Annotated in this window: 16 protein-coding genes; 2 read left to right on the top strand and 14 right to left on the bottom strand. The window is 58.5% G+C overall.

What is annotated here, in order from left to right; translation table 11 throughout:
* Positions 1–43 precede the first annotated feature (43 nt).
* The 10 genes from BLV81_RS05525 to BLV81_RS05570 form a co-directional block, all read right to left on the bottom strand.
* Positions 44–1,003: an aspartate carbamoyltransferase catalytic subunit gene (locus tag BLV81_RS05525; protein WP_092353237.1), complete on the bottom strand. Its 960-nt coding sequence runs from the start codon at positions 1,001–1,003 to the stop codon at positions 44–46.
* Positions 996–1,517: a bifunctional pyr operon transcriptional regulator/uracil phosphoribosyltransferase PyrR gene (pyrR, locus tag BLV81_RS05530; RefSeq protein WP_092353239.1), complete on the bottom strand. Its 522-nt coding sequence runs from the start codon at positions 1,515–1,517 to the stop codon at positions 996–998. The genes BLV81_RS05525 and pyrR overlap by 8 nt, the downstream gene beginning before the upstream one ends.
* A 62-nt stretch (positions 1,518–1,579) precedes the next feature.
* Positions 1,580–1,978 (bottom strand): Holliday junction resolvase RuvX, encoded by a 399-nt coding sequence (ruvX, locus tag BLV81_RS05535; RefSeq protein WP_092353241.1) that lies wholly within the window; start codon positions 1,976–1,978, stop codon positions 1,580–1,582.
* Positions 1,979–2,035: 57 nt separating this feature from the next.
* Positions 2,036–2,698: a YqgE/AlgH family protein gene (locus BLV81_RS05540; RefSeq protein WP_369823808.1), complete on the bottom strand. Its 663-nt coding sequence runs from the start codon at positions 2,696–2,698 to the stop codon at positions 2,036–2,038.
* Positions 2,699–2,810: 112 nt separating this feature from the next.
* Positions 2,811–8,789 (bottom strand): hybrid sensor histidine kinase/response regulator, encoded by a 5,979-nt coding sequence (locus BLV81_RS05545; protein ID WP_092353245.1) that lies wholly within the window; start codon positions 8,787–8,789, stop codon positions 2,811–2,813.
* A 143-nt stretch (positions 8,790–8,932) separates the two neighbouring features.
* Positions 8,933–11,338: a methyl-accepting chemotaxis protein gene (locus BLV81_RS05550; RefSeq protein WP_255364980.1), complete on the bottom strand. Its 2,406-nt coding sequence runs from the start codon at positions 11,336–11,338 to the stop codon at positions 8,933–8,935.
* Between the two features lie 79 nt (positions 11,339–11,417).
* Positions 11,418–12,008, bottom strand: a complete 591-nt coding sequence (locus BLV81_RS05555; protein WP_092353248.1) for a chemotaxis protein CheW — start codon at positions 12,006–12,008, stop codon at positions 11,418–11,420.
* A 112-nt stretch (positions 12,009–12,120) separates the two neighbouring features.
* Entirely contained in the window at positions 12,121–12,486 is a 366-nt protein-coding gene (locus BLV81_RS05560) for a response regulator (RefSeq protein ID WP_092353250.1), read from the bottom strand.
* Positions 12,487–12,556: 70 nt separating this feature from the next.
* The gene (locus tag BLV81_RS05565; RefSeq protein WP_092353252.1) at positions 12,557–12,973 is read right to left on the bottom strand and encodes a response regulator; all 417 of its coding nucleotides are present in this window, start codon (positions 12,971–12,973) and stop codon (positions 12,557–12,559) included.
* Positions 12,974–13,135: 162 nt separating this feature from the next.
* Positions 13,136–13,288: a rubredoxin gene (locus BLV81_RS05570; protein WP_038495022.1), complete on the bottom strand. Its 153-nt coding sequence runs from the start codon at positions 13,286–13,288 to the stop codon at positions 13,136–13,138.
* A gap of 98 nt (positions 13,289–13,386) precedes the next feature.
* Here BLV81_RS05570 and BLV81_RS05575 point away from each other — a divergent pair, with 98 nt between their 5' ends.
* Positions 13,387–14,238, top strand: a complete 852-nt coding sequence (locus tag BLV81_RS05575; RefSeq protein ID WP_092353254.1) for a bifunctional hydroxymethylpyrimidine kinase/phosphomethylpyrimidine kinase — start codon at positions 13,387–13,389, stop codon at positions 14,236–14,238.
* Positions 14,239–14,296: 58 nt separating this feature from the next.
* Positions 14,297–15,580 (top strand): glutamate-1-semialdehyde 2,1-aminomutase, encoded by a 1,284-nt coding sequence (gene hemL, locus BLV81_RS05580; RefSeq protein ID WP_092353256.1) that lies wholly within the window; start codon positions 14,297–14,299, stop codon positions 15,578–15,580.
* An 83-nt stretch (positions 15,581–15,663) separates the two neighbouring features.
* Here hemL and mtgA read toward each other — a convergent pair whose 3' ends face one another.
* The 4 genes from mtgA to BLV81_RS05600 form a co-directional block, all read right to left on the bottom strand.
* On the bottom strand, positions 15,664–16,359 hold the full coding sequence (mtgA, locus tag BLV81_RS05585) for a monofunctional biosynthetic peptidoglycan transglycosylase (protein ID WP_092353258.1): 696 nt from the start codon (positions 16,357–16,359) through the stop codon (positions 15,664–15,666).
* A 35-nt stretch (positions 16,360–16,394) separates the two neighbouring features.
* Entirely contained in the window at positions 16,395–17,258 is an 864-nt protein-coding gene (aroE, locus tag BLV81_RS05590) for a shikimate dehydrogenase (protein ID WP_255364981.1), read from the bottom strand.
* Entirely contained in the window at positions 17,255–18,154 is a 900-nt protein-coding gene (locus BLV81_RS05595) for a TonB C-terminal domain-containing protein (protein WP_092353259.1), read from the bottom strand. Before BLV81_RS05595 ends, aroE begins: the two co-directional genes overlap by 4 nt.
* Positions 18,155–18,262: 108 nt before the next feature.
* Complete coding sequence (locus tag BLV81_RS05600; protein ID WP_255364982.1) at positions 18,263–20,356, bottom strand: ribonuclease catalytic domain-containing protein; 2,094 nt, start codon at positions 20,354–20,356, stop codon at positions 18,263–18,265.
* Position 20,357: the final 1 nt, after the last annotated feature.

Below are 20,357 nucleotides of genomic sequence, written 5' to 3' on the forward strand. Positions count from 1 at the left end.
TGTCTGGATCAAGGCTGCAACTCAGTGTCAGCTCGGCATCCACTCAGTTCCCGGCCAGAATGCTCATTACCGCCATCCGCACCGCGATGCCGAATGTCACCTGCGGCAAAATCACCGCCTGCGCACCGTCGGCAACGGCGGAATCGATTTCCACGCCACGGTTCATCGGCCCCGGATGCATCACAATGGCATCCGGCTTGGCCAGCGCCAGGCGTTCGGGCGTCAGGCCGTAGCTCTTGAAAAATTCTTGCGCCGACGGCAGCAGCGCGCCGCTCATGCGCTCATTCTGCAAGCGCAGCATGATGATCACGTCGACGCCTTTCAAACCTTCGTTCATGTCGGTGAATACGCGCACGCCCATTTGCTCGAGGCCGCTCGGCAGCAAAGTGCGCGGTCCGATGGCGCGCACTTCCGGCACGCCCAAGGTCGTCAATCCGTGGATGTCCGAGCGCGCAACCCGGCTATGCAGGATGTCGCCGACAATCGCTACCGTCAGATTGCTGAAATCCTTTTTGTAATGCCGGATCGTGTACATGTCCAGCAAGCCCTGGGTCGGATGCGCATGGCGGCCATCGCCTGCATTCACCACGTGGACATGGTGCTGCCCGGTATCGGTGAGGTGCTTGGCGATCAGGTAAGGCGCGCCGGATTGGGCGTGACGCACCACGAACATGTCGGCGTGCATCGCCGACAGATTGTCGATCGTATCCAGCAGCGATTCGCCCTTGCTGGCGCTGGAGGCGGAAATATTCAGGTTGATGACGTCGGCCGACAAGCGCTTGGAGGCGATCTCGAAAGTGGTGCGGGTGCGGGTCGAGTTTTCGAAAAACAGATTGAATACGCTTTTGCCGCGCATCAGCGGTACTTTTTTTACATCGCGGTCGCTGACGCCGACAAATGAAGATGCGGTATCCAGGATATGGGTCACCACCGAAGTCGGCAATCCTTCTATGGTCAACAGATGTTGCAGTTCGCCGTTTTTATTCAGTTGGGGATTAAGCATTAGAGTGCACCATCAGGGAAAAGCTGCCGTCGTCGGCGCGTTGAAGTTGTAGGGATTGGCCTGGCTGCAGCGTGACCGCATCGGCGACAAAATCGGCTGCCACCGGCAGATCCCGCTCGCCGCGATCGATCATTGCCGCCAGCATGATTTTTGCAGGGCGGCCGTAGTCGAACAATTCGTTGATCGCCGCGCGCGTGGTGCGCCCGGTGTACAGCACGTCGTCCACCAGCAGGATGGTGGCGCCGTTGACATCGAACGGGATCTGGGTCGGCTTGACGTCGCTACGCAAGCCCTTTTCAGAATAGTCGTCGCGATAGAACGATACGTCGATAAAGCCGAGGCGTTCGTCCGGAGGCAATTGCAGGGCCGCGACCAGACGTTCGGCGATCCATGCGCCGCCTGAATAAATACCGACTATGGCGACATTGTCGACCTGCGCCAACGCTGCTTTTACTTTCGCCTCAAGCACCTGATACAGTGCTTCGGCATCGAATTGGGGAGTGGTTGTAGTCATTGCATCTTCATCGCAAAATCAGAACAAAATCAGAACCAAATCAGAACCAAATCAGAACCAAATCATTCTGACAGATCATCAAAATACTGCTGCAGAATAATCGCTGCGGCCTGGTCGTCAATCACTTCACCGCGCTGCTGCCTGATCACGGCTGACGAGTAGCGTTCATCTACCAGCACCGTGGCGACAGCATAGCGGCCATGCAACTGATTGGCGAAGCGCTGGCAGCGGATACTCATTTCATGTGTTGCGCCATCGGGATGCAGGGGCAAGCCTACTACGCACAGGACCGGCTGCCATTCCTTGATCAGCGCCGCGATTTCGGCAAACTTGCCGTCATTGGTGGCGGCACTGATCACCTGCAACGGTTGCGCCTGTTTCAGCAAGGTATTGCCAACGGCTACGCCGATACGCTTCAGGCCGAAATCGAAACCCAGCACAGTGCCGGTCAAACTGGTCATGCCAGGCTCCCGCGCAGGTCAATTTGCCATTCCGGCAACTCGTGCCACTCCGGCAACTCACGCACGTCCGGATTCCGCAGTCAGCATATAGGGTGAAATGCCCAGCAGATTGACTGCTGCGGCAAACCGCTCGGCAATCGGCAATTCAAAAATGATGGCGGGATCGGCAGCCACGGTCAGCCAGCCGTTGTGGACAATCTCACTTTCCAGCTGGCCGGCGCTCCAGCCGGAACATCCCAGGCTGACCAGGATCCGCTGCGGCCCGTTGCCGTGGGCGACCTCCTCCAGCACATCTTTGGAGGTGGTCATGGCGATCTGATCCGTCACTTTCAGTGTCGATGAATACTGTTTGACCGGCGTATGCAGCACAAAACCGCGCTCGACCTGGACCGGACCGCCAAACATCACGGGCCGCTCTGCCATCGGATCGCCGAATTCCAGTTCGCCCGGTCCGGGACTGATTTCAAGCTTCAGATCGATACGGTCGAATAACACCTGCATGGTCATATCGGTCGGTTTGTTGATCACAACGCCTAGCGCACCATTGGCATTATGCTCACACAAATAGACCACGGTCCCGCCAAAAACGGGGTCCAGCATGGAAGGCATTGCAATAAGGAAATGATTTGTCAGATTCAGGGACGGCGAATCCACCTCCGCACCGCTCTTGCGCGAGGGAGAATCTTCCGGAGTTGTATCGAGCTTAGCCATAGGACGCATTTTATCAGTTTTGAATGCGCTAAAGCCGCTTTGACAGGCTGGGCGCTGGTGCCCGCCCAAGGAATTATGCGCGTGCGTGGAAAACCTGTCCTCCACACACGCGCACAAAGAGTTATTGCAGGGTGTTGGCTTCTTTGCTGATGTATGACTTGATGGTGCTGATCAATTCATCTTCCTGATACGGTTTGCCCAGATACTCGTTGACGCCCAGTTCCATCGCATAGCTGCGATGCTTGGCGGCAGTGCGTGAAGTAATCATGATGATAGGGATATGACGGGTGCGTTCATCGTTACGGATATTGCGGCTCAGATCGAAACCATCCATACGCGGCATTTCAATATCCACCAGCATCACATCAGGCGTAATCGCTTGCAGTTGCTCCAGCGCGTCGACGCCATCCTTCGCCAGCACCACCTGGTAACCTTCGCGTGACAGCAGACGCTGGGTCACCCGGCGCACGGTCAGAGAATCGTCGACGACCATCACCACGCTCTGGCTGCGCAAACCCTGCACGGCCTGGGCTATCTGCGCTGTCGGCAGCTGCCCGGCTTCGACGCTGCCGTTCATTTCGGCCACGGCGCCCATCACGTCATGGGTAGCCAGTTCCGATTGCCGCGGCGCCCGCAGTTCATGCGATGCATGTTGCAACTGCCGCTGCGCCAGCGGCACCGGGTTCAAGATCAGCACGATGTCGCCCGAGCCCAGCACGGTAGCGCCGGCTATCCCTATCATCCGCGACAGCTGCGGGCCGATATTCTTGACCACGACTTCTCGGTTGCCGACGATTTCATCCACATGCAGCGCGACCCGGTCATTACCGCTACGCAAAATGATGACGGGTGAATACTGCTGCGCCACCGGCACCATATCGGCATCGCCCAGCAAGGCCGACAAATACTGGAGCGGCACTTTATGGCCCTGCCAAACCAGCGAGCCATCGTTGTAAGCCGCGGCCAGCGCCTTCGATTTCAATTGCTGCACCTGTTCGACCAGCGCAGACGGCACGGCATAGGTATGGCCGCCGGTGGTCAACAGAACCACCTGGGTAACCGCCAGCGTCAATGGCAGATGAATCGTGAAATGCGTACCCTGGCCGGCGTCGCTGCTGACGGCAACGCGGCCGCCCAGGGAGGCCGCTTCCGAACGCACCACATCCATGCCGACACCGCGGCCGGCCAGTTCCGTGACATCCGCCGCGGTCGAAAACCCGGGGCGGAAAATCAGGTCGGTGGTTTCCAGGTCGCTTATCTGCTGATCGCTTTCCAGCAAGCCGATGGTGCGCGCCTTGTCGCGGATGCGCGACAGATTCAAACCCTGGCCGTCATCCGATAACTGAATCAGGATTTCATTGCCGTCCTGACGGATTTCCAGCTTCAACTCACCGGTTTCGTTCTTGCCGGCTGCGCGCCGCGCTTCACGCGATTCAATCCCGTGGACGATCGCATTACGCAGCAAATGCTCGAACGGACCGATCATTTTTTCCAGCACGCTGCGATCGATTTCAACGTTGCTGCCACGGATATCCAGGTTGACGCGCTTGTCCAGTTCTTTGGCGACCTGGCGCGTCAATCGATACAAACGCTCGGCCACACTCGCAAACTGCACCATACGCACATGCATCAGATCCTGTTGCAGATCGCGTGTCAGGCGGCGCTGGGTCAGCAAGTCGGCGTTGGCGCCATCTACCGTACTGGTCAGATTCTTTTGCAGCGAGGCGACGTCATTGACGCTCTCCGCCATCATCCGGGTCAATTCCTGCAAGCGGGTAAAACGATCGAATTCAAGCGGATCGAATTCGCGCTCGCCGGCCAGCGTCATGCGCGAACTGATCTGCGCTTCCGCCTGGATTTCGATTTCCCGCAACTGGCTGCGCAAGCGATCGACGTTTTCCGTCAGTTCCGACAAAGACATCTGCAAGGTACCGATACCGGATTCAAGCCGCGAACGTGTAATCGACACTTCACCGGCCTGATTCACCAGCCGGTCCAGCACTTCGGCGTTGACACGCACCTGCGACACCAGCCCGGTGGCGCTGGTTACTGCAGGCACCGGCGCCACGCCGGCGGCCAGCGCCGGCATCACGCTCGGCAAATTGACAGCCGCATGGGCGCCTGGCGTCGCAGCAGGCGCAACGGGGGCGGCTGGCGCCGCTGGTGCATTGGGCGCGGCGGGCTGCTGCGCTTGCGGATTGCGCAGATTCTCGAACATCTGTGCGCCGCGGTCATAATGACTCAACAATTCATCGATGGTCTGGCTGGAAGATGCACCCGACTGCAGAATCAATTCGATATGGCTTTCCATCTCGTGCATATGCTGGCCCAGCACCATCGCGCCAGCCATGCGGGCGCTGCCCTTGATGGTGTGCAGATGGCGCAGGATTGCTTGCGACGGCTTGACGTCGGACGGACTCTGCTGCCAGCTGCGCAAGGCGCTGCCGATTTGCGGCAGCATGTCGCTGCCTTCTTCCAGGAACACCGGCAACAAGTCGGGATCGAGCTCATCTCGGACCACTAGCGCAGGATCAATCTCTTCCGTCGCGGCATCGAACAAATGGGGCACTATCGCAGCAGGATGGTGCGGCGTAGCAGGCGCAACAGAGGCCACCGGCGCAACCGCCATCGGGTGTACCGGTTGCCCATTGCCTGCCTCGGCCTGAACGCCGGTATTTTCCGCAATAGCCGCGCGCGACTGGAACTGGTGGTCGGCTACCGGTTCTGCGCCAGCTTGCGTTTCAGCAGCGGGTTCAAACTCAGGTGCAGCAGTTACTTGCGGCGCCTCCGCCACATCGAGATTCGCGATTGTCTCTGCGCCGACGCCACGCGACTCCTGACCTTGCCACAGGCTGTCCAGGCTGCTGACCAGGGCCGGTTCGCAATACGGCATGTCGCCTTGCGTAAACTGCTGCAACATCCATTTGGCTCGCTCGACGCTGAGCTGGAGGATGTCGTAGTCTGATCCGTGCAAGCTGCCTGGTTGCAGCGCCATCCGTTGCAGCGCCATCTCCAGCGCATGCGCCACTTCCTGCAAAGGCTTGAAACCCACCGTGGCGGAACTGCCGCCCAGCGAATGCGCAGCATGCACCGATTGTGTCAGCACCGGCCGCTCCGGCTCATGCCGCCATTCGGCAAAATCGTGAGACAGGTGACGTACCAGCTGGTCGGTCTCGGCCAGATAAATATTGTAGAGCGGCAGGCTGATAGTCAAATCGCCAATTTGCTTGGTGCTGTCGTCATGGCGAATTTCCTGCATGCCGGGAAAAGCGATCACCTCGGCGCTGACCGGCGCGACCGGATTTTCCGGCGCCGTCTCGATAAGCGCGGGATCTGCAATTGCTTCCAAATGCTCTTCAGACAGACTCTCCGGCGATTGCGCCTGCTCAGGGTCAACTGACTTGGCGGCATTTGCGTCGCTGAAAAAAGCCAGATCGTCGTCGCTCAGCTGGATTTCCTCGGCTTGAAGCGGCTGCTCCGGTAACTCACCGAACTCGTACAATTCCTCTGGCGCGGCGACAACAGTCGGAGCCGATGCAGTTTCCGCAAACGGCCCGCCTTCGCGCACTCTTGCAGCGGCTTCAGCCAATGCATCCGGCGTCTGCTGCGACTGCCCGTGCTGCTGGATCTCTTTCACCCAGCCATCCAGCTGGGTCACAGCGTGGTCCAGCAAGGCATTCAGATCGTCGCTCACTGCGCGCGCTTCGGACAGCCACAAATTCAATACCTGTTCGATGCTCCAGGCGGCTTCGCCGAAAGCGTTCAGGCCGATCATGCGGCCACTACCCTTGAGGGTATGAAAAGCACGGCGCAGTATGGTTAACGGCTCTTGCTTATGGGGCGCGTCGTGCAGCAGCGGCAAGGTAATCCTGGCGTTCGTCAGGACCTCGTCCGCTTCGGACAAAAAAATCTCACGCAGTTCGGCATCAGCCTCCTCGTCGCTTACTGCTATCGCGGCCACCGGCGCTGCGGCTTCTGCCGTGTGCAGCGGCACGATGGTGGTGACAATTTCCGCCATCGATTGCTGCGACCCGGAGAAATCCGGATGATCCAGGATATCGATGGCGGCCTGGGCCCGATCGGTAGCTTCGGGATTGTCGCTCAATGCAGCGTCGACCCGCATTTGCACCAACGATTCTTTCAATCTTTCCTGCAGTTCCGGATCATGCGGCTGCGCGGTCAACGACAGCGCCAGTTCCGCAGATTGCTGCTGATGCTGCAGCAGCTCATCTTCCACGGTTGCCAACTCGGGCAAGGACGGCAAGCTGTCGCCAAGCACCGTGTCTGCCGCAATCGCACGGCTGTCGCCGGCAGATGAAGGCACCACCGGATCAGGCAAAGGAGCCGCGACCACGGCACGCCGTTCCAGCAGGTTGATGCGGAACACGCCCGCTTCCTCATCAAACGTAAAATGATTGTTTTGCGTGTCCGACTGATGCTGCAAAGTTTCGATAAAGAAGCTGAGCGCGCCGATGTTTTGCGCAATCTGTTCGAACTCTTTTTGTTCCGGCACGACATCGCTGCCTTCTGCCGCAAAACGCTGCAGAGTACTGCGCGTATGTTCGACCACGCGCATGGCGTCGCTCTGCTCCTGGATCGCCAGTGCGCCTTGAATCTGATGCAGCACCTGTTCGATCTGGGCCAATACCTCGCGCCGCTCCGGATCGTTGAAAAATTCGTCCAGCATTTTTTCGACCTGGCGCAAGCTGGACAACATTTCAGAGGCCAGCATCTTGACGGTCTGGCGCTGCTGCGCTTCACGGTAGATGTCGTCAATCCATTGCGCCGGCTTGCCCAGCTTCTCGCCGGACACCACTGACAACAAGCGCGCGGTCATCGCATCGGCGCGTTCGGAAAAATTCTCCGGCAGGCGGCTGATGTGGTTCAGCGTATTTTCAATGAACAACAGGCTGGTGGCGATTTCCATGCAGATCGCATCGCCTGGCCGCGAATGTGCGGCGTGACGCGCTATGCCGTTAAGTTCGCGCAGCAGCTTCGACAATGAAGGCGCGTTGAGCTGGCTGCCGGCTTCGCTCAAACCTTGCATTTCCTGTTCGAAGGCAGCTGCCGGGCCGGCATCGCCGCTGGCGAGGCGGTCCCACATATTCTTGGCCTGATTCAGGCGATCTTTGGCGCTGCCCAATGCGTCCAGGCTGATCTGACCGTAGTGGCGGATATTGTAGTCGGCCGGCACCAGGCCGTTCAAACGATAGGCGGTGCGAATCTGGGTTGCCAGCTTGGATGTTTTCTCAATGCCGGCGATAAAAAACAAGGCATCGCGCAACAGCCGTTCGGAGATACTCGACGAGCCTTGGCTCAAGCGCCGCAACTGCAGGTTAATACGGGCAAATAATTGTTTGACGTAGAGTTCGTTGGATACCTGCGCGTTGGCAACCGCTTCCGAGAAGCCATGCATTACCCACCAGAATGCGCGCGCTTGCTGGTTGCGCTGCATTTGCTCAACTTCTGTCACCACCACTTGCATGGCTGCAGCGTTTTCCAGTTCCACTGCCTTGTCGGCGCTTTTCAGGAATGGCAGCAGCGCACGTTCGAAGCGCTTGCGCAATGGCAGATAAACTTCGGCCTCGACTGCCGCAACCTGCTCCGCCACGGGAAAATGCGGGCGGATGGTCAGGTCGGGAAAAAACAGGTCGGCCGGGTGGATTCTCTCGGCGCCGCGGATTTCCAGCAGCGCCTGATAGTAGGGAAACAAACGCACCGGCTGATGGCTGCCGCCGGCCAATATTTCGTCCAGGTATTCGATCAATGCCTGATAGGCGTTGCCGATGATCTGCACATGCTGCTGGTTCAGTTCGGCTTGGCCCGACTCGGCGCGCTCGATTATGTCTTCAACGGTTTCGGTGATGATGATGACGCCGTCGATGTCAACCATCTGCAGGGCGCCGTGCGCCTGGTGCAAATAGGTTTTGGCATGGCGGATTGCTGTGGAGCGCTCGTCGCTGGCAGCGCCAGTCGCTTGGGACAAGGCGTTACCGGACTGATTCAGCGCCTCGCGAATTTCGCTCATCACCCATGACAATGGTCCGGTATCAAGATGCGTTCGCGCAGAGTCAGCGGTACTGGAAAAATCGGTGGTCATGACTGCCTCGTGGGTTCAGGGAGTGGCCAAGCGGATCGACCACTATGCATATCCATTGCCCAGGAGCGCAACCGCGCGTAAGCCTGGGCAAGGATACCGCGCTTGCCGGTCCGATTGACGGACCGCAAGCACGGTGCTACACATTAATTGGTCACGCGGAAACGCGATACCGAGCTCTTCAAATCTTCTGCCAGCTTCGACAGTTCACGAATCGACAAGGCCGTCTGTCGTGTACCTTCTCGCGTCTTTTCAGTCACCGAGAGAATGTTTTGAATGTTGGTAGCCACGCCGTTTGCGGAGTTGGCCTGCTGCTCGGTAGTGGAAGAAATGCTTTGAATCAGTTCCGCCAAGCGGTTCGAAACGCGCCGGATATCCGACAGCGCCGCACCGGCCGCATCTGACAGCTTGGCTCCTTCGACCACCCCTTGCGTCGAACGCTCCATCGCCACCACCGCGTCGTGGGTGTCGGTCTGAATGGTACGCACCAGCGCGCCAATCTGCTTGGTCGCCGCACCGGAACGTTCCGCCAGGCGCTGAACTTCTTCTGCAACCACCGAGAATCCGCGCCCGGCTTCGCCCGCCGAAGCGGCCTGGATCGCCGCGTTCAGCGCCAGCACGTTGGTCTGTTCGGTAATGTCTGAAATCAGTTCGGTGATTTCACCAATTTCCTGTGACGACTCACCCAGCCGCTTGATGCGCTTGGATGTTTCCTGGATGTGTTCGCGAATTTCGTTCATGCCGGAAATCGCGTTTTCCACCGCCTTGGAGCCTTCTTCCGCCGCACTAACCGACTGCCGCGCCACCTCGGCTGATTCGCTAGCCGATTTGGAAACGTCGGTAATCTGGGTCGCCATATCGAGAACCGCTTGCGTGGTTTCTTGAATATCGCGCGACTGCCGTTGCGACGCAGCCAGCAGTTCGATCGAAATGCTTTGCGCCTGATCCGACGCAACCGTCACCTGCTGTGCGGTTGCGGTAACCCGGCCGACCAGTCCGCGCAACTCTTCCACCGTGTAGTTGACCGAGTCGGCAATCGCGCCGGTAATGTCTTCCGACACCGTCGCCTGCACCGTCAAGTCACCGTCCGCCACTTCCTGCAATTCATTCATCAGGCGCAAAATCGCGGCCTGGTTCTGATCGTTGGCGTTACTTGCATCCTCTTCCTGCCGGATCGCTTGCAGACGCTGTTCTTCCGCTTCCATCCGGCGTACCTCAGCTTCGTGGGTACGGTGACGTCCGTCCTGCACCTGGACCCAGGCAATCCCTGCGGCGGCCAGCAGAGTAGTCAGTGCGGCCAGCAACATCAGCCAGAACCAGATGCTTTGCGTATCCTGTGCATCGCGATAGGTATCTTGCAAGGCGCCCAGGCGTTGCTTGAGGTTTTCGTTCTCGGTAAAGACCAATTGTTCCGATTGTTTGGCAGAGACGAAATTCTGCATGTTGCCCAGAATCGATGCCACCGATTCCTGATACTCGGCAAAGCTCTTTTCCAGTTCGGTCAGCTTGCTGCGCTCTTCTTCGTTCTTGCTGGCCGGCAGGCGCAGTACGTCGCTGCCGTTCAGGAAGCCGCTGACGATGTCGCGGAAAGTATTGGTGTCTTTACCCAGCAAGAACGCCGTTTCCGGGTTCACGCCTTCCGAGGTCAGGAATTCATTGGCGCTGCGGCCGAGACGCTGGGTCAGCATGACCAGCTGCGACGAGGCAGCGATTTCGCGCGGAGTGGCGCCGGTTTGGGTTTTCAGTGTCGCGATCTGTTCCGACAGATCGAGCAGGTTCGGCGAGATGCCGTTCAGTTTTTGCAGCGTCACGCCGAAGCTGGTCAATTCCTTTTGCAGCTTGAGGATAGTGTCCGCCGCCTTGTCGGTATTCGACCAGACCTTGTTGACTTCGGCCAGCTTGGAATTCATCGATGCGCTAGGCGTGCCGATGTTGTGGCCCTTGTAGTCGCCGCCCTTCAACAGGATGCCCAAATCCTGGTTGAATTCCTTGCGGCTGTCGGCCAACTGCTTAAACGCTTCAGGATTACCCTGAATCGCATTCGGCGTCGCCTTACCGATACGCTGCGAGTGCATCAGCGCGTCACCGGCGATCTGGGTCTGGGTCGAGCTCATCGTGGAACTCTTGGCGCTCAGCCACAGGAACAAGATAGTCAGCAGCAAAGCGCCGACCAGCACCGTCACCAGAAGACGGATCTGTTTTTGTTGCGGCAACTTGCCGATCAACGGCAGCGGCGAGGAATCAGGGCTGGCGATGCTGGCAGCTGCGCCGGCAAAAGCAGCCTTGGCAACCCCGGCAGCCGCAGTTGCCGTAGCAGCGGATTCTTTGACAGCGTCCTGAGGAGCGGCGGTGAATGCCGGCGCCGGCGCGGGAGTCGGCTGCGGTGCAGCGACCGGCGTCAGTATCGGCGCCGGCGACGGTTCAGGAATGAAACGCTCTTCCATGACAGTCTGTTCCGGATCATGCATCAATGCATCTTGCATGAAACGATCGCCTGCTTCGCCCTGCTCTTCCTTGGCCGCCTTGGATAAAGACGGTAGTTTGAATGCCATTACAGAATCTCCTAATTGCAAATTCGCTGCCACCGGATACTGCTGCTGTTGCAATCGCCGCTGCAACAGTACCTGGGACTCATAAACCTACTTGTAAAAAACGAGGGTCGTGCAAGATTTGGGCCATGCTCAGCTCGGTCCAGACCTGCGCGTCGCTATCGAGATAGCGCCTGGCGCCTGCCTGATCCAGCGCATCCGCGGCCTGCAAGGTCATTTGGGCGACGTTGCGCAGGCCCAAAACACGGGACACCAGCAAGCCGCTGTTGAACGAAAATGCCGGTGCAAAAGCAACAATCCGGCATTCCTTGTCAATTTGCGTCACGCCATGGCCCTGAAAACGCGCAAAATCGATCACGCTGATCAGCGTACCGCGCACATTGCTCAGTCCCAGGTACCAGTCGTGGGTCAACGGCACCCGCGAGATCTGCTCGACGGCGACGATTTCGCCCGCCTCTTGCAAATTCAACAGCCAGCGCGTCTGCCCGATCAACAAACCAAGCTGATTTTCCTGCGCCTCGGTACCGCTGCGCGCGGCTTGCATCCGCTCCAGCAAGTGCGTTTGGAATTCGCGCAGGCGGCTGCGGCGCGAGTCGGCGTCAAGCGCCACCTTGTTGACGGGCAGCGACGAAGGCGATGTTTCTGCCGTCAGATGCGAGCTTGATTGAGTCATATTGATTGGGCGCTCATTTGGCGTGAATTCAGCTTAAATTCGACTTTAAATTCAGCCGACATTAAATTCAGCAACGTTAAATTCGGCGTTCGCAGCGTGCTGCAGCGCTCTATCAACCCAGCGCTGCGATTTTCGCCAGCAGCTCCTTGGGATCGATAGGTTTCACCAGGTAATCGCGCGCGCCCTGGCGCAAGCCCCAGATACGGTCGGTTTCCAAACCCTTGCTGCTGCAGATGATGATAGGAATATCCTTGGTGTCTTCGTCGCGCGTAATCGAGCGCGTCACCTGAAAGCCGTTCTGGCCGGGCATCACCACATCCATCAGGATCAGCTGCGGCTTGTCCGCCTTGATCTTGTCCAGGATGCCTTCGCCGTTTTCGGAAGTCGACACCGAATAGCCGGCCTTCGCCAGGATATCGGTCAGGAAATAACGCTCGGTTGGCGAGTCGTCGACGATGAGAATTTTCTGTATGGCCATGTTCAACCTTTATTTGCTTCGTACTTCAAATTATGTAAATCAGTCAGCCGGTCTTAAGCAATCACGTAGCTCAAGCAGTAACCGGGGTAGCACCGTCCGCCGTCTGGGTATGCTGGCGCACCGCCTTCAGCAGACTGTCTTTGGTAAACGGTTTGGTGAGATATTCGTCAGAACCGACCATGGCGCCGCGCGCGCGATCAAACAGGCCATCCTTGGACGACAGCATGATCACCGGCGTAGCATGGAATTTGGCGCTTTTCTTGATCAGGGCGCAGGTTTGATAGCCGTCCAGGCGCGGCATCAGGATATCGCAGAAAATCAGCGCAGGCTTGTGATCGTTCACTTTCGCCAAAGCATCGAAACCATCTTCGGCAAGTACGACCTGATAACCAGCCTGGCTCAGGAAAATCTCCGCAGAACGCCGGATTGTGCTGCTATCGTCAATCACCATTACCTTCAGGTTGACGCTGCCAAGTGATGTTGTCATGAAAAATTGTCTCATTCAATCCAAATAAATCTACGGCGTCACTGTAACAAAGAAAGACATTCCTTAGAACAATGTTTCTCACGGGTAGCCGATAAAGTTCAATTTATTTTGTAACTTGAGACGATAACTTGATATTTCTGCAATGAAAACGGGGGATTTGGCTTAAATGGCAACCATTTCAAAGTCTTCTTTGCGCGCGCCGCATTCCGGACAGGTCCAATTCATCGGCACATCGTCCCACAACGTGCCGGGCGCAATGCCTTCTTCCGGCAAACCGGCTTCTTCATCATAGACCCAGCCGCAAATCAGGCACATCCAGGTTTTGAACTCAGTTTTGGTAGTTTCGTTATTGCTCACAGCGGCGACCCTTCAATCAAGTAAAATGCAAAGTCGGATATCTTAATCTACCCGCCGTGCAAAACCAAACTTCTCCTCTTATATTGACCTTCGGCGTTGCCGACCCCGTCGGCGCTGCCGGAATTCAGGCCGATCTGGCCACTTTTTCCGCCATGGGCTGCCACGGCCTTTCCGTCATCACGTCTATCCTGATCGGCGACACCGCCCGCATCGAAGATACCCAGCAAATCGACGCCGACTGGGTAGCCGACCAGGCGCGCGTGCTGCTTGAGGACATGCCGGTCGCCGCCTTCAAGGTAGGCGCCGTCGGCAGCATCGAAAGCGTATCGGTGATCGCCGAGATTGTCTCGGATTATCCTGAAATCCCGCTGATTCTAGACCCTTTTTTGTCAGCCATGCCGGATCAGGGGCAAGACAGCGAAGACTTGCTGACTGCGATCCGCGAACTGCTGATTCCGCAAACCACGGTGATGCTGGTATCGGCGGTCGAGTTGTCGCGCCTGGCGGAAACCTGGCGCGAACCTTCGTCCGACGACATGATGAGCGTCGATGCGATGCGCATCATCGAACTCGGCTGCGAATACTTGTTCGTGACCGGCACGCCAACCGCGGCCGCCGAAATCGGCAACACCCTGTTCAATGAATCGGGCGTGGTCAGGCAAGACTCCTGGCCGCGCGTTTCCGGCTCGTTCAGCGGCGCCGGCACCACTTTGTCGGCGGCGATTGCGGCGATGCTGGCAAACGGCCTGGACGTCCCCGAAGCGGTTTCCGAAGCGCAGGAATTCACCCTGGCGGCAGTCACTGCCGCGCAACGGCTGGGGATGGGAAAACTGATCCCGGACCGGTATTTCTGGGCTCGCGAAGAGGGCCTGGAACGGCGTGACGAGGATGCCGGCGACGCTTCCTGATTTTCTGCCTGCGCACCGCGCGCAATAGTTTTCACATTTATTTTCGACGATAAAATACATGACATCCAATAACGACACCCTGTTTGCCCGCGCCCAGCTAACCACACCAGGCGGCGTCAATTCGCCGGTGCGCGCCTTCCGTTCAGTGGGCGGCACGCCACGTTTCATCACCCGCGCCGAAGGCCCCTATTTCTGGGATGCCGACGACCGCCGCTACATCGATTACATCGGTTCCTGGGGCCCGGCAATCGTCGGCCATGCCCACCCGACCGTGGTCAAGGCCGTGCAGGACGCAGCCGCACGCGGCCTGAGTTTTGGCGCGCCGACCCAGGGTGAAATTGAAATCGCCGAAGAGATCTGCAAGCTGGTGCCGTCGATAGAACAAGTGCGCCTGGTTTCCAGCGGCACCGAAGCCACCATGAGCGCACTGCGCCTGGCGCGCGGCGCCACCGGCCGCGACAAGATCGTCAAGTTCGAAGGCTGCTACCACGGCCACGCCGATTCACTGCTGGTCAAGGCCGGCAGCGGCTTGCTGACCTTCGGCAATCCGACCTCGGCCGGCGTGCCGGAAGATTTCGTCAAGCACACGCTGGTGCTCGATTACAACAATACCCAGCAACTGGAAGATGCGTTCAAGGACATGGGCGACCAGATCGCCTGCGTGATCGTCGAGCCGGTTGCCGGCAACATGAACCTGGTGCGCGCCACGCCGGAGTTCCTGCAAACCATGCGGCGCCTGTGCACACAGTACGGCACCGTATTGATTTTCGATGAAGTCATGTGCGGCTTCCGGGTGGCGCTGGGCGGCGCCCAAGCGCTGTATGGCATCAAACCCGACATCACCGCCCTGGGCAAGGTGATAGGCGGCGGTTTGCCGGTGGCGGCGTTCGGCGGACGCGCCGATTTGATGGGCCATATGGCGCCGCTGGGTCCGGTCTATCAAGCCGGCACCTTGTCCGGCAATCCAGTGGCGGTAGCGGCTGGCATGAGCACGCTCAAGCTGATCCAGGAGCCGGGTTTTTATACCAATCTGACAGCGCAAACCAGCAAACTGGTCAACGGCCTGAGCCAGGCCGCCAAGGAAGCCGGCGTGACTTTCTGCGGCGATGCGATCGGCGGCATGTTCGGCTTGTATTTTGCGGCAACGGTGCCTGGCAGCTACGCTGCGGTGATGGCGTCCAACAAGGATTTGTTCAACAGATTCTTCCATGCGATGCTGGACGCCGGCGTGTATCTGGCGCCGTCGGCATTCGAGGCGGGCTTTGTATCGGCGCAGCATGACGATGCGGTGATAGCCGCCACCATCGAGGCGGCGCGCGGCGCGTTTGCGCAACTGGCTTAAAGCATAGCCTTGCAGGGCGGCGGCAATCCGCTGCCCTGCATCTGAACTCAGTACATCCAGATTAAACAACTTTTCGGCAGGTCCTAAGGCAATTCAGCCGATCCCATGCGCCGCAAAATCAGCCCGGTACGTTGCGACAAATAAGCCGAGCCGCGATTCTTATCGTAAAAACGCGGCTTCGGCAGCATCACTGCGAGTCGCGCTGCCTGGCTGGCGCCAAGATTGCTGGCAGAGGTTTTAAAGTAATGCTGGGCCGCCGCCTCGGCGCCGAAAACGCCGTTGCCCCACTCCACCACGTTCAGGTAAATTTCGAATATGCGTTCCTTGTCCATCCAGAACTCAAGCATGTAGGTGATGATCAGTTCCTGTCCCTTGCGCAGATAACTGCGTTCACCGGACAAGAACAGGTTTTTCGCCAGTTGCTGGGTGATGGTGGAGCCGCCGCGCACCACCTTGCCCTTCTTGGTATTTTTCTCGTAGGCCAGTTGCAGGGCATCCCAGTCGACGCCGTCATGTTCGGAGAAATTGGCATCTTCAGAGGCGATGATCGCCCGCTTCAGATTGGTCGAGATGCGTGCGTAGGGCACCCATTTGAATTGCAACTGCGCATCAGGCACGGTTTCCTGCAACTCCGACAAGCGATGCCGCATGAAACTGGTAGAGCCGGGATTGTGATCGACCCACCACCAGATCTGTACGAAAAAATAAACCTGCAGCAGCAGAACTGCGGCGATCAGCAGCATGCATAAGCGCAGGAAAATCTTGCCGGCTGACTTCATCTTGATTCCCTGCAAATAATTAACGGAACAAACAATTACAGCTGCGCGCGCAAGGCGGCAAATACTGCGTCGGTATGCGGCCGCACGCCACGCCAGACAAAAAACGATTCTGCCGCCTGCTCCACCAGCATGCCCAGACCGTCGCGCACCTGTGCGCCATGGCTTGCCGCAAACTGCATGAATATGGTTGGCTGCGCGCCGTACATCATGTCGTAGGCCAGCGTCGCCGGGCCGAATGCGCCGGCTGCGATTGGCGGCAACTTTGCCTGCAAACTGGCGGAGGTGGCATTGATCACCAGATCGTATTGCTGCTGCACTTCGGCAAAACCGCAGGCGCTCAATGTGCAATCGTCACCACTATATTGCTGGAACTGCTGCACCAGCTCGAGCGCCTTGGCGGCGGTGCGATTGGCAATCGTCAGCTGCGCCGGCCGGCATTCCAGCAGCGGCAGCAAGACGCCGCGCGCGGCGCCGCCGGCGCCCAGCAACAGGATTTTTTTATGCGCCAGGTCGAAACCGGCATTCCGCACGATATCGTTGACCAGGCCGACGCCATCGGTGTTATCGCCCAATATTTCGCCGCCATCGAATTTCAAGGTATTCACCGCGCCGGCGGCCTTGGCCCGGGCCGTCAGCCTGCCGGCAAGCGCATACGCTTCCAGCTTGAACGGCACAGTGACATTGGCGCCGCGGCCGCCCTGCGCGACGAATTCCCGCACCGCCGCGGCAAAGCCGTCGAGCGGCGCCAGCAAGCGCGCATACCTCATGTCTTGACCGGTATCGGCAGCAAAGCGCGCATGGATGTCGGGCGACTTGCTATGCGCAATCGGATTGCCGATCACAACGTAGGCGGCGAACGGAGGTACATCGGCCATTATATCGGTCGCTGCAGCGGTCATTGATTGATCCCGCCCATCAGCTGCGCTTCGAGCAGGCCCTCACGGGTAAATTCGAAAGTGGAAATCACTTCCCACACATCGTCCTTGCCGCTGCTGCGCATATTCTCCGGGAAGCGCCCGAACGGCGCCGAGCGCTCAATAATTTTCAGGGTTGCGCGATCCAGGTCCGGATTGCCGGAACCGCGCTCGATTCTTGGACCGCCCTCTCTCGTGTACAGCGAGCCGTCCTGGTAAATAGGAATGTACACCACCAGTCTGCCGTACAAATTCCTGCCGTTCTTTTTCGGGAAGTTCAAGGTGCCCAGTTTTTCGACCTTGTCCTGGAACGACTTGTAATAGGCGGCGTAGCCAACTGCGCGTGTGCTCGGGGTGATCTGCGTCTTTTTCGGCCGTTTATTGTAATCGTCGATATTCTTGGCGATTTCCGCTTCCTTGCGGGCGATCGCCTTGGCGCTCTCAACCAGATCGCTGCCGGTAGGCTGCGGCGTATTCTCGCTGGCCTTGTCGTGCAGATCCATGGCCGGCATCTTCAACGGCGTTTCCTTGCGCATTTGCGCCAGCATTTGCTGCTGCTGCTGTTCCAGCTGCTCGATCCGGCGCTTGGTGGCCTGCACATTGTCGCCATCTTCCGACTTGCGCATATCGGGCAGCGGCGACTTGGCGCGGCCGGCATCGGCATTGCCGCCGCCATCCAGATTGGCTTGCGCCAGCGCCTCCGGCTTGACCGGCTTGGTATTGTGCTTGGCGTTCACCAGGATCACTTCCAGCGCAGGATCGGTGGGCTTCAGCTTGAACGCTTCCGGCGCCGCAAACCGCACCGCCAGCAACGCCGCATGCGCCAGTACCGACGCTGCGATGGCGCCGACCAGGATTCGATTTTGGAAAAAGGATTTCACGCGTGAGCTAAATGTCGCTATAAAAGAGAGGGATTCTACGACAAAGCGAGATGCCTACGGGAAATTTACCGTTGCTTTCTGCGCCCGTCGTGCGATTGCAGTGAGAGTTCATTCTGCCAGTGGCTTGGTGTCCTGGATGGCGCCCTCAAGTTCGACGAGCGGAGCGCCTTCGCGATCGGCCTGATCCGCCGGCGCTACCTCGGCCGCTGTCTCAACCACTTCATGCGGCATGTCCATGGCGGCATCCAGCTCTTCCGAAATTTCATCCTCATCCGGTTCCTGCTGCAAGGCATCGGCGCCTGGCGCTGCGCAGACTTCCAGCAAGCGCGCCTCGACCGTCAAATCGACCTCGTCCCAGCGGATGATGTCCAGCTTGACCTGGGTGCCGCGCGCCAGCTGTTGCATGCCTGGCAATTTGATAATCAAGGGAATCTCGGCCAGGCGCAGGATTTCATCTTTCAGCACAGCCGCTTCAACCTGGCGCGCTTGCTCCTGCTGCAGCCAACGCAGGCACCAATAGCGTTCCATAGTCGACTGGAAATCGCCATAACCTGCATACGCGGCGTCGAAGCCGGAGACGATCGCAAACAGATCGGCATCGCGCGGTTTGAATGGCGCTACCAGCGGCGCAGCGACGCCGCCTTCGACGCAGGCCAGGATCTGCCACTGGTTGACCAGATCGGTATAACGACGCAAGGGCGAGGTGCTCCAGGCGTACTGATCGACCCCCAGTCCTTGATGCGGGGCGGCATGGGTGACCATGCGCACCTGCATCTTGGCAGCCCAGCCGCCGCTGCCGCCGCCCTGTGCACGGTAGATGCCAGGCACGCCGTGATCGGCCATCAGCTTGCCCCAGCTGCTGTTGGCAAAGATCATCAGTTCGGCGACGATCTTGTCCAGCGGCGCACCGCGCTTGCGGCGCGCGATGGTGACCACCTCGTCTTCCACATAGAAGTTGAAATCGACCCGGTTGTTTTGCTCCGGCCGCAAGCCGAAACTTTCGCGCTTGGCCATGCGGCCTTGCTCCAACACTTGTATCCATTTCCACAACACCGCAATGTCGGCCTTGTGCGGATAGTCGCCGGCGTCGCTGGCGAGATTTTCTTCTGTCACCAATTCGTCGAGCGTGTTGTGACGCAGGTTGGCTGAAATCGGCACCAGTTCAGCCTTGGTTTCCGTGCTGACCACGCTCCAGTCGGCAGGATCGAGAGTAGCGTACAGCGACAGCGCCGGGCAGTTTTTTCCTTCGGCCAGGGTGAAAGCTTCTACCAGCTCGTCCGGCAGCATGGTGATCTTGTCGCCTGGCATATACACGGTCGACATGCGCTGGCGTGCAATCGCGTCCAGCGCGTCGCCGCGCTTGATGCCCAGACCCGGGGCGGCGATATGAATTCCGATCCGCACCTTGCCGTCCGCCAGCGTCTGCACCGACAAGGCATCGTCGATTTCCGTTGTGGTCACGTCATCGATAGAAAATGCCTGCACCGGCGCCAGCGGCAGATCCGCCACCGCCGGAATCACAATTTTCGGAAATCCCGAACCTTTCGGGAAAAATTCCAGCAAGAATTTGGAGAGATGCAACTGCTTCGGCGAGGCGACGCCGCCGACCGTCAGCATCAGACGCTGCGGTGAAGTTTGCAATTCATTGCAAGCGGCTTCCAGCGCCTTGTATTCGAGGCTGTTCTTGTCAGGCTTGAACAAGAGCTGCAGCGCCAGCGGCTTCATCACATCCGGCAATTGCCCCGCCTTCAGCTGTTCGACGTATCCGGCCTGGACCAAAGCTTGTTGCTTTTTCTTTTCGATGCCGGCCTGGGCTGCTTTCAGCGAGGCTTCCGGCGCGGCCTTGTAACGGCCCTTGCCCTTCTTGTAAAAATAGATCGGCGCCGTATGCAGGCTTAACAGCAAACCCGCTGCTTCCGCCGGCAGCGGCGCATGGCCGAAATACTCTGCGCCCAGTTCGGCGAATCCGAACTCTTCCTGGCCCGCGACTTCCCACAGGAAATCGAGCTCGATCTGTTGTGCTATGTGTTGCGCGTCTTCCAATAATTGCTGCGGTGTCGGCGTGGTGAATTGCAACAGCACGTCCTTGGATTTGACCTTGCTGCGTTTGCCCGACTGCAGTTCGACCTGATAGGCCTCGCCTTGCTGCGACAGTACGACACCTGCTTTAAAGTCGCCGGACTCTTCAAAAAATAGATTCATT

The organism is Collimonas sp. OK242 (assembly GCF_900107095.1).
Classification (GTDB): Bacteria; Pseudomonadota; Gammaproteobacteria; order Burkholderiales; family Burkholderiaceae_D; genus Collimonas.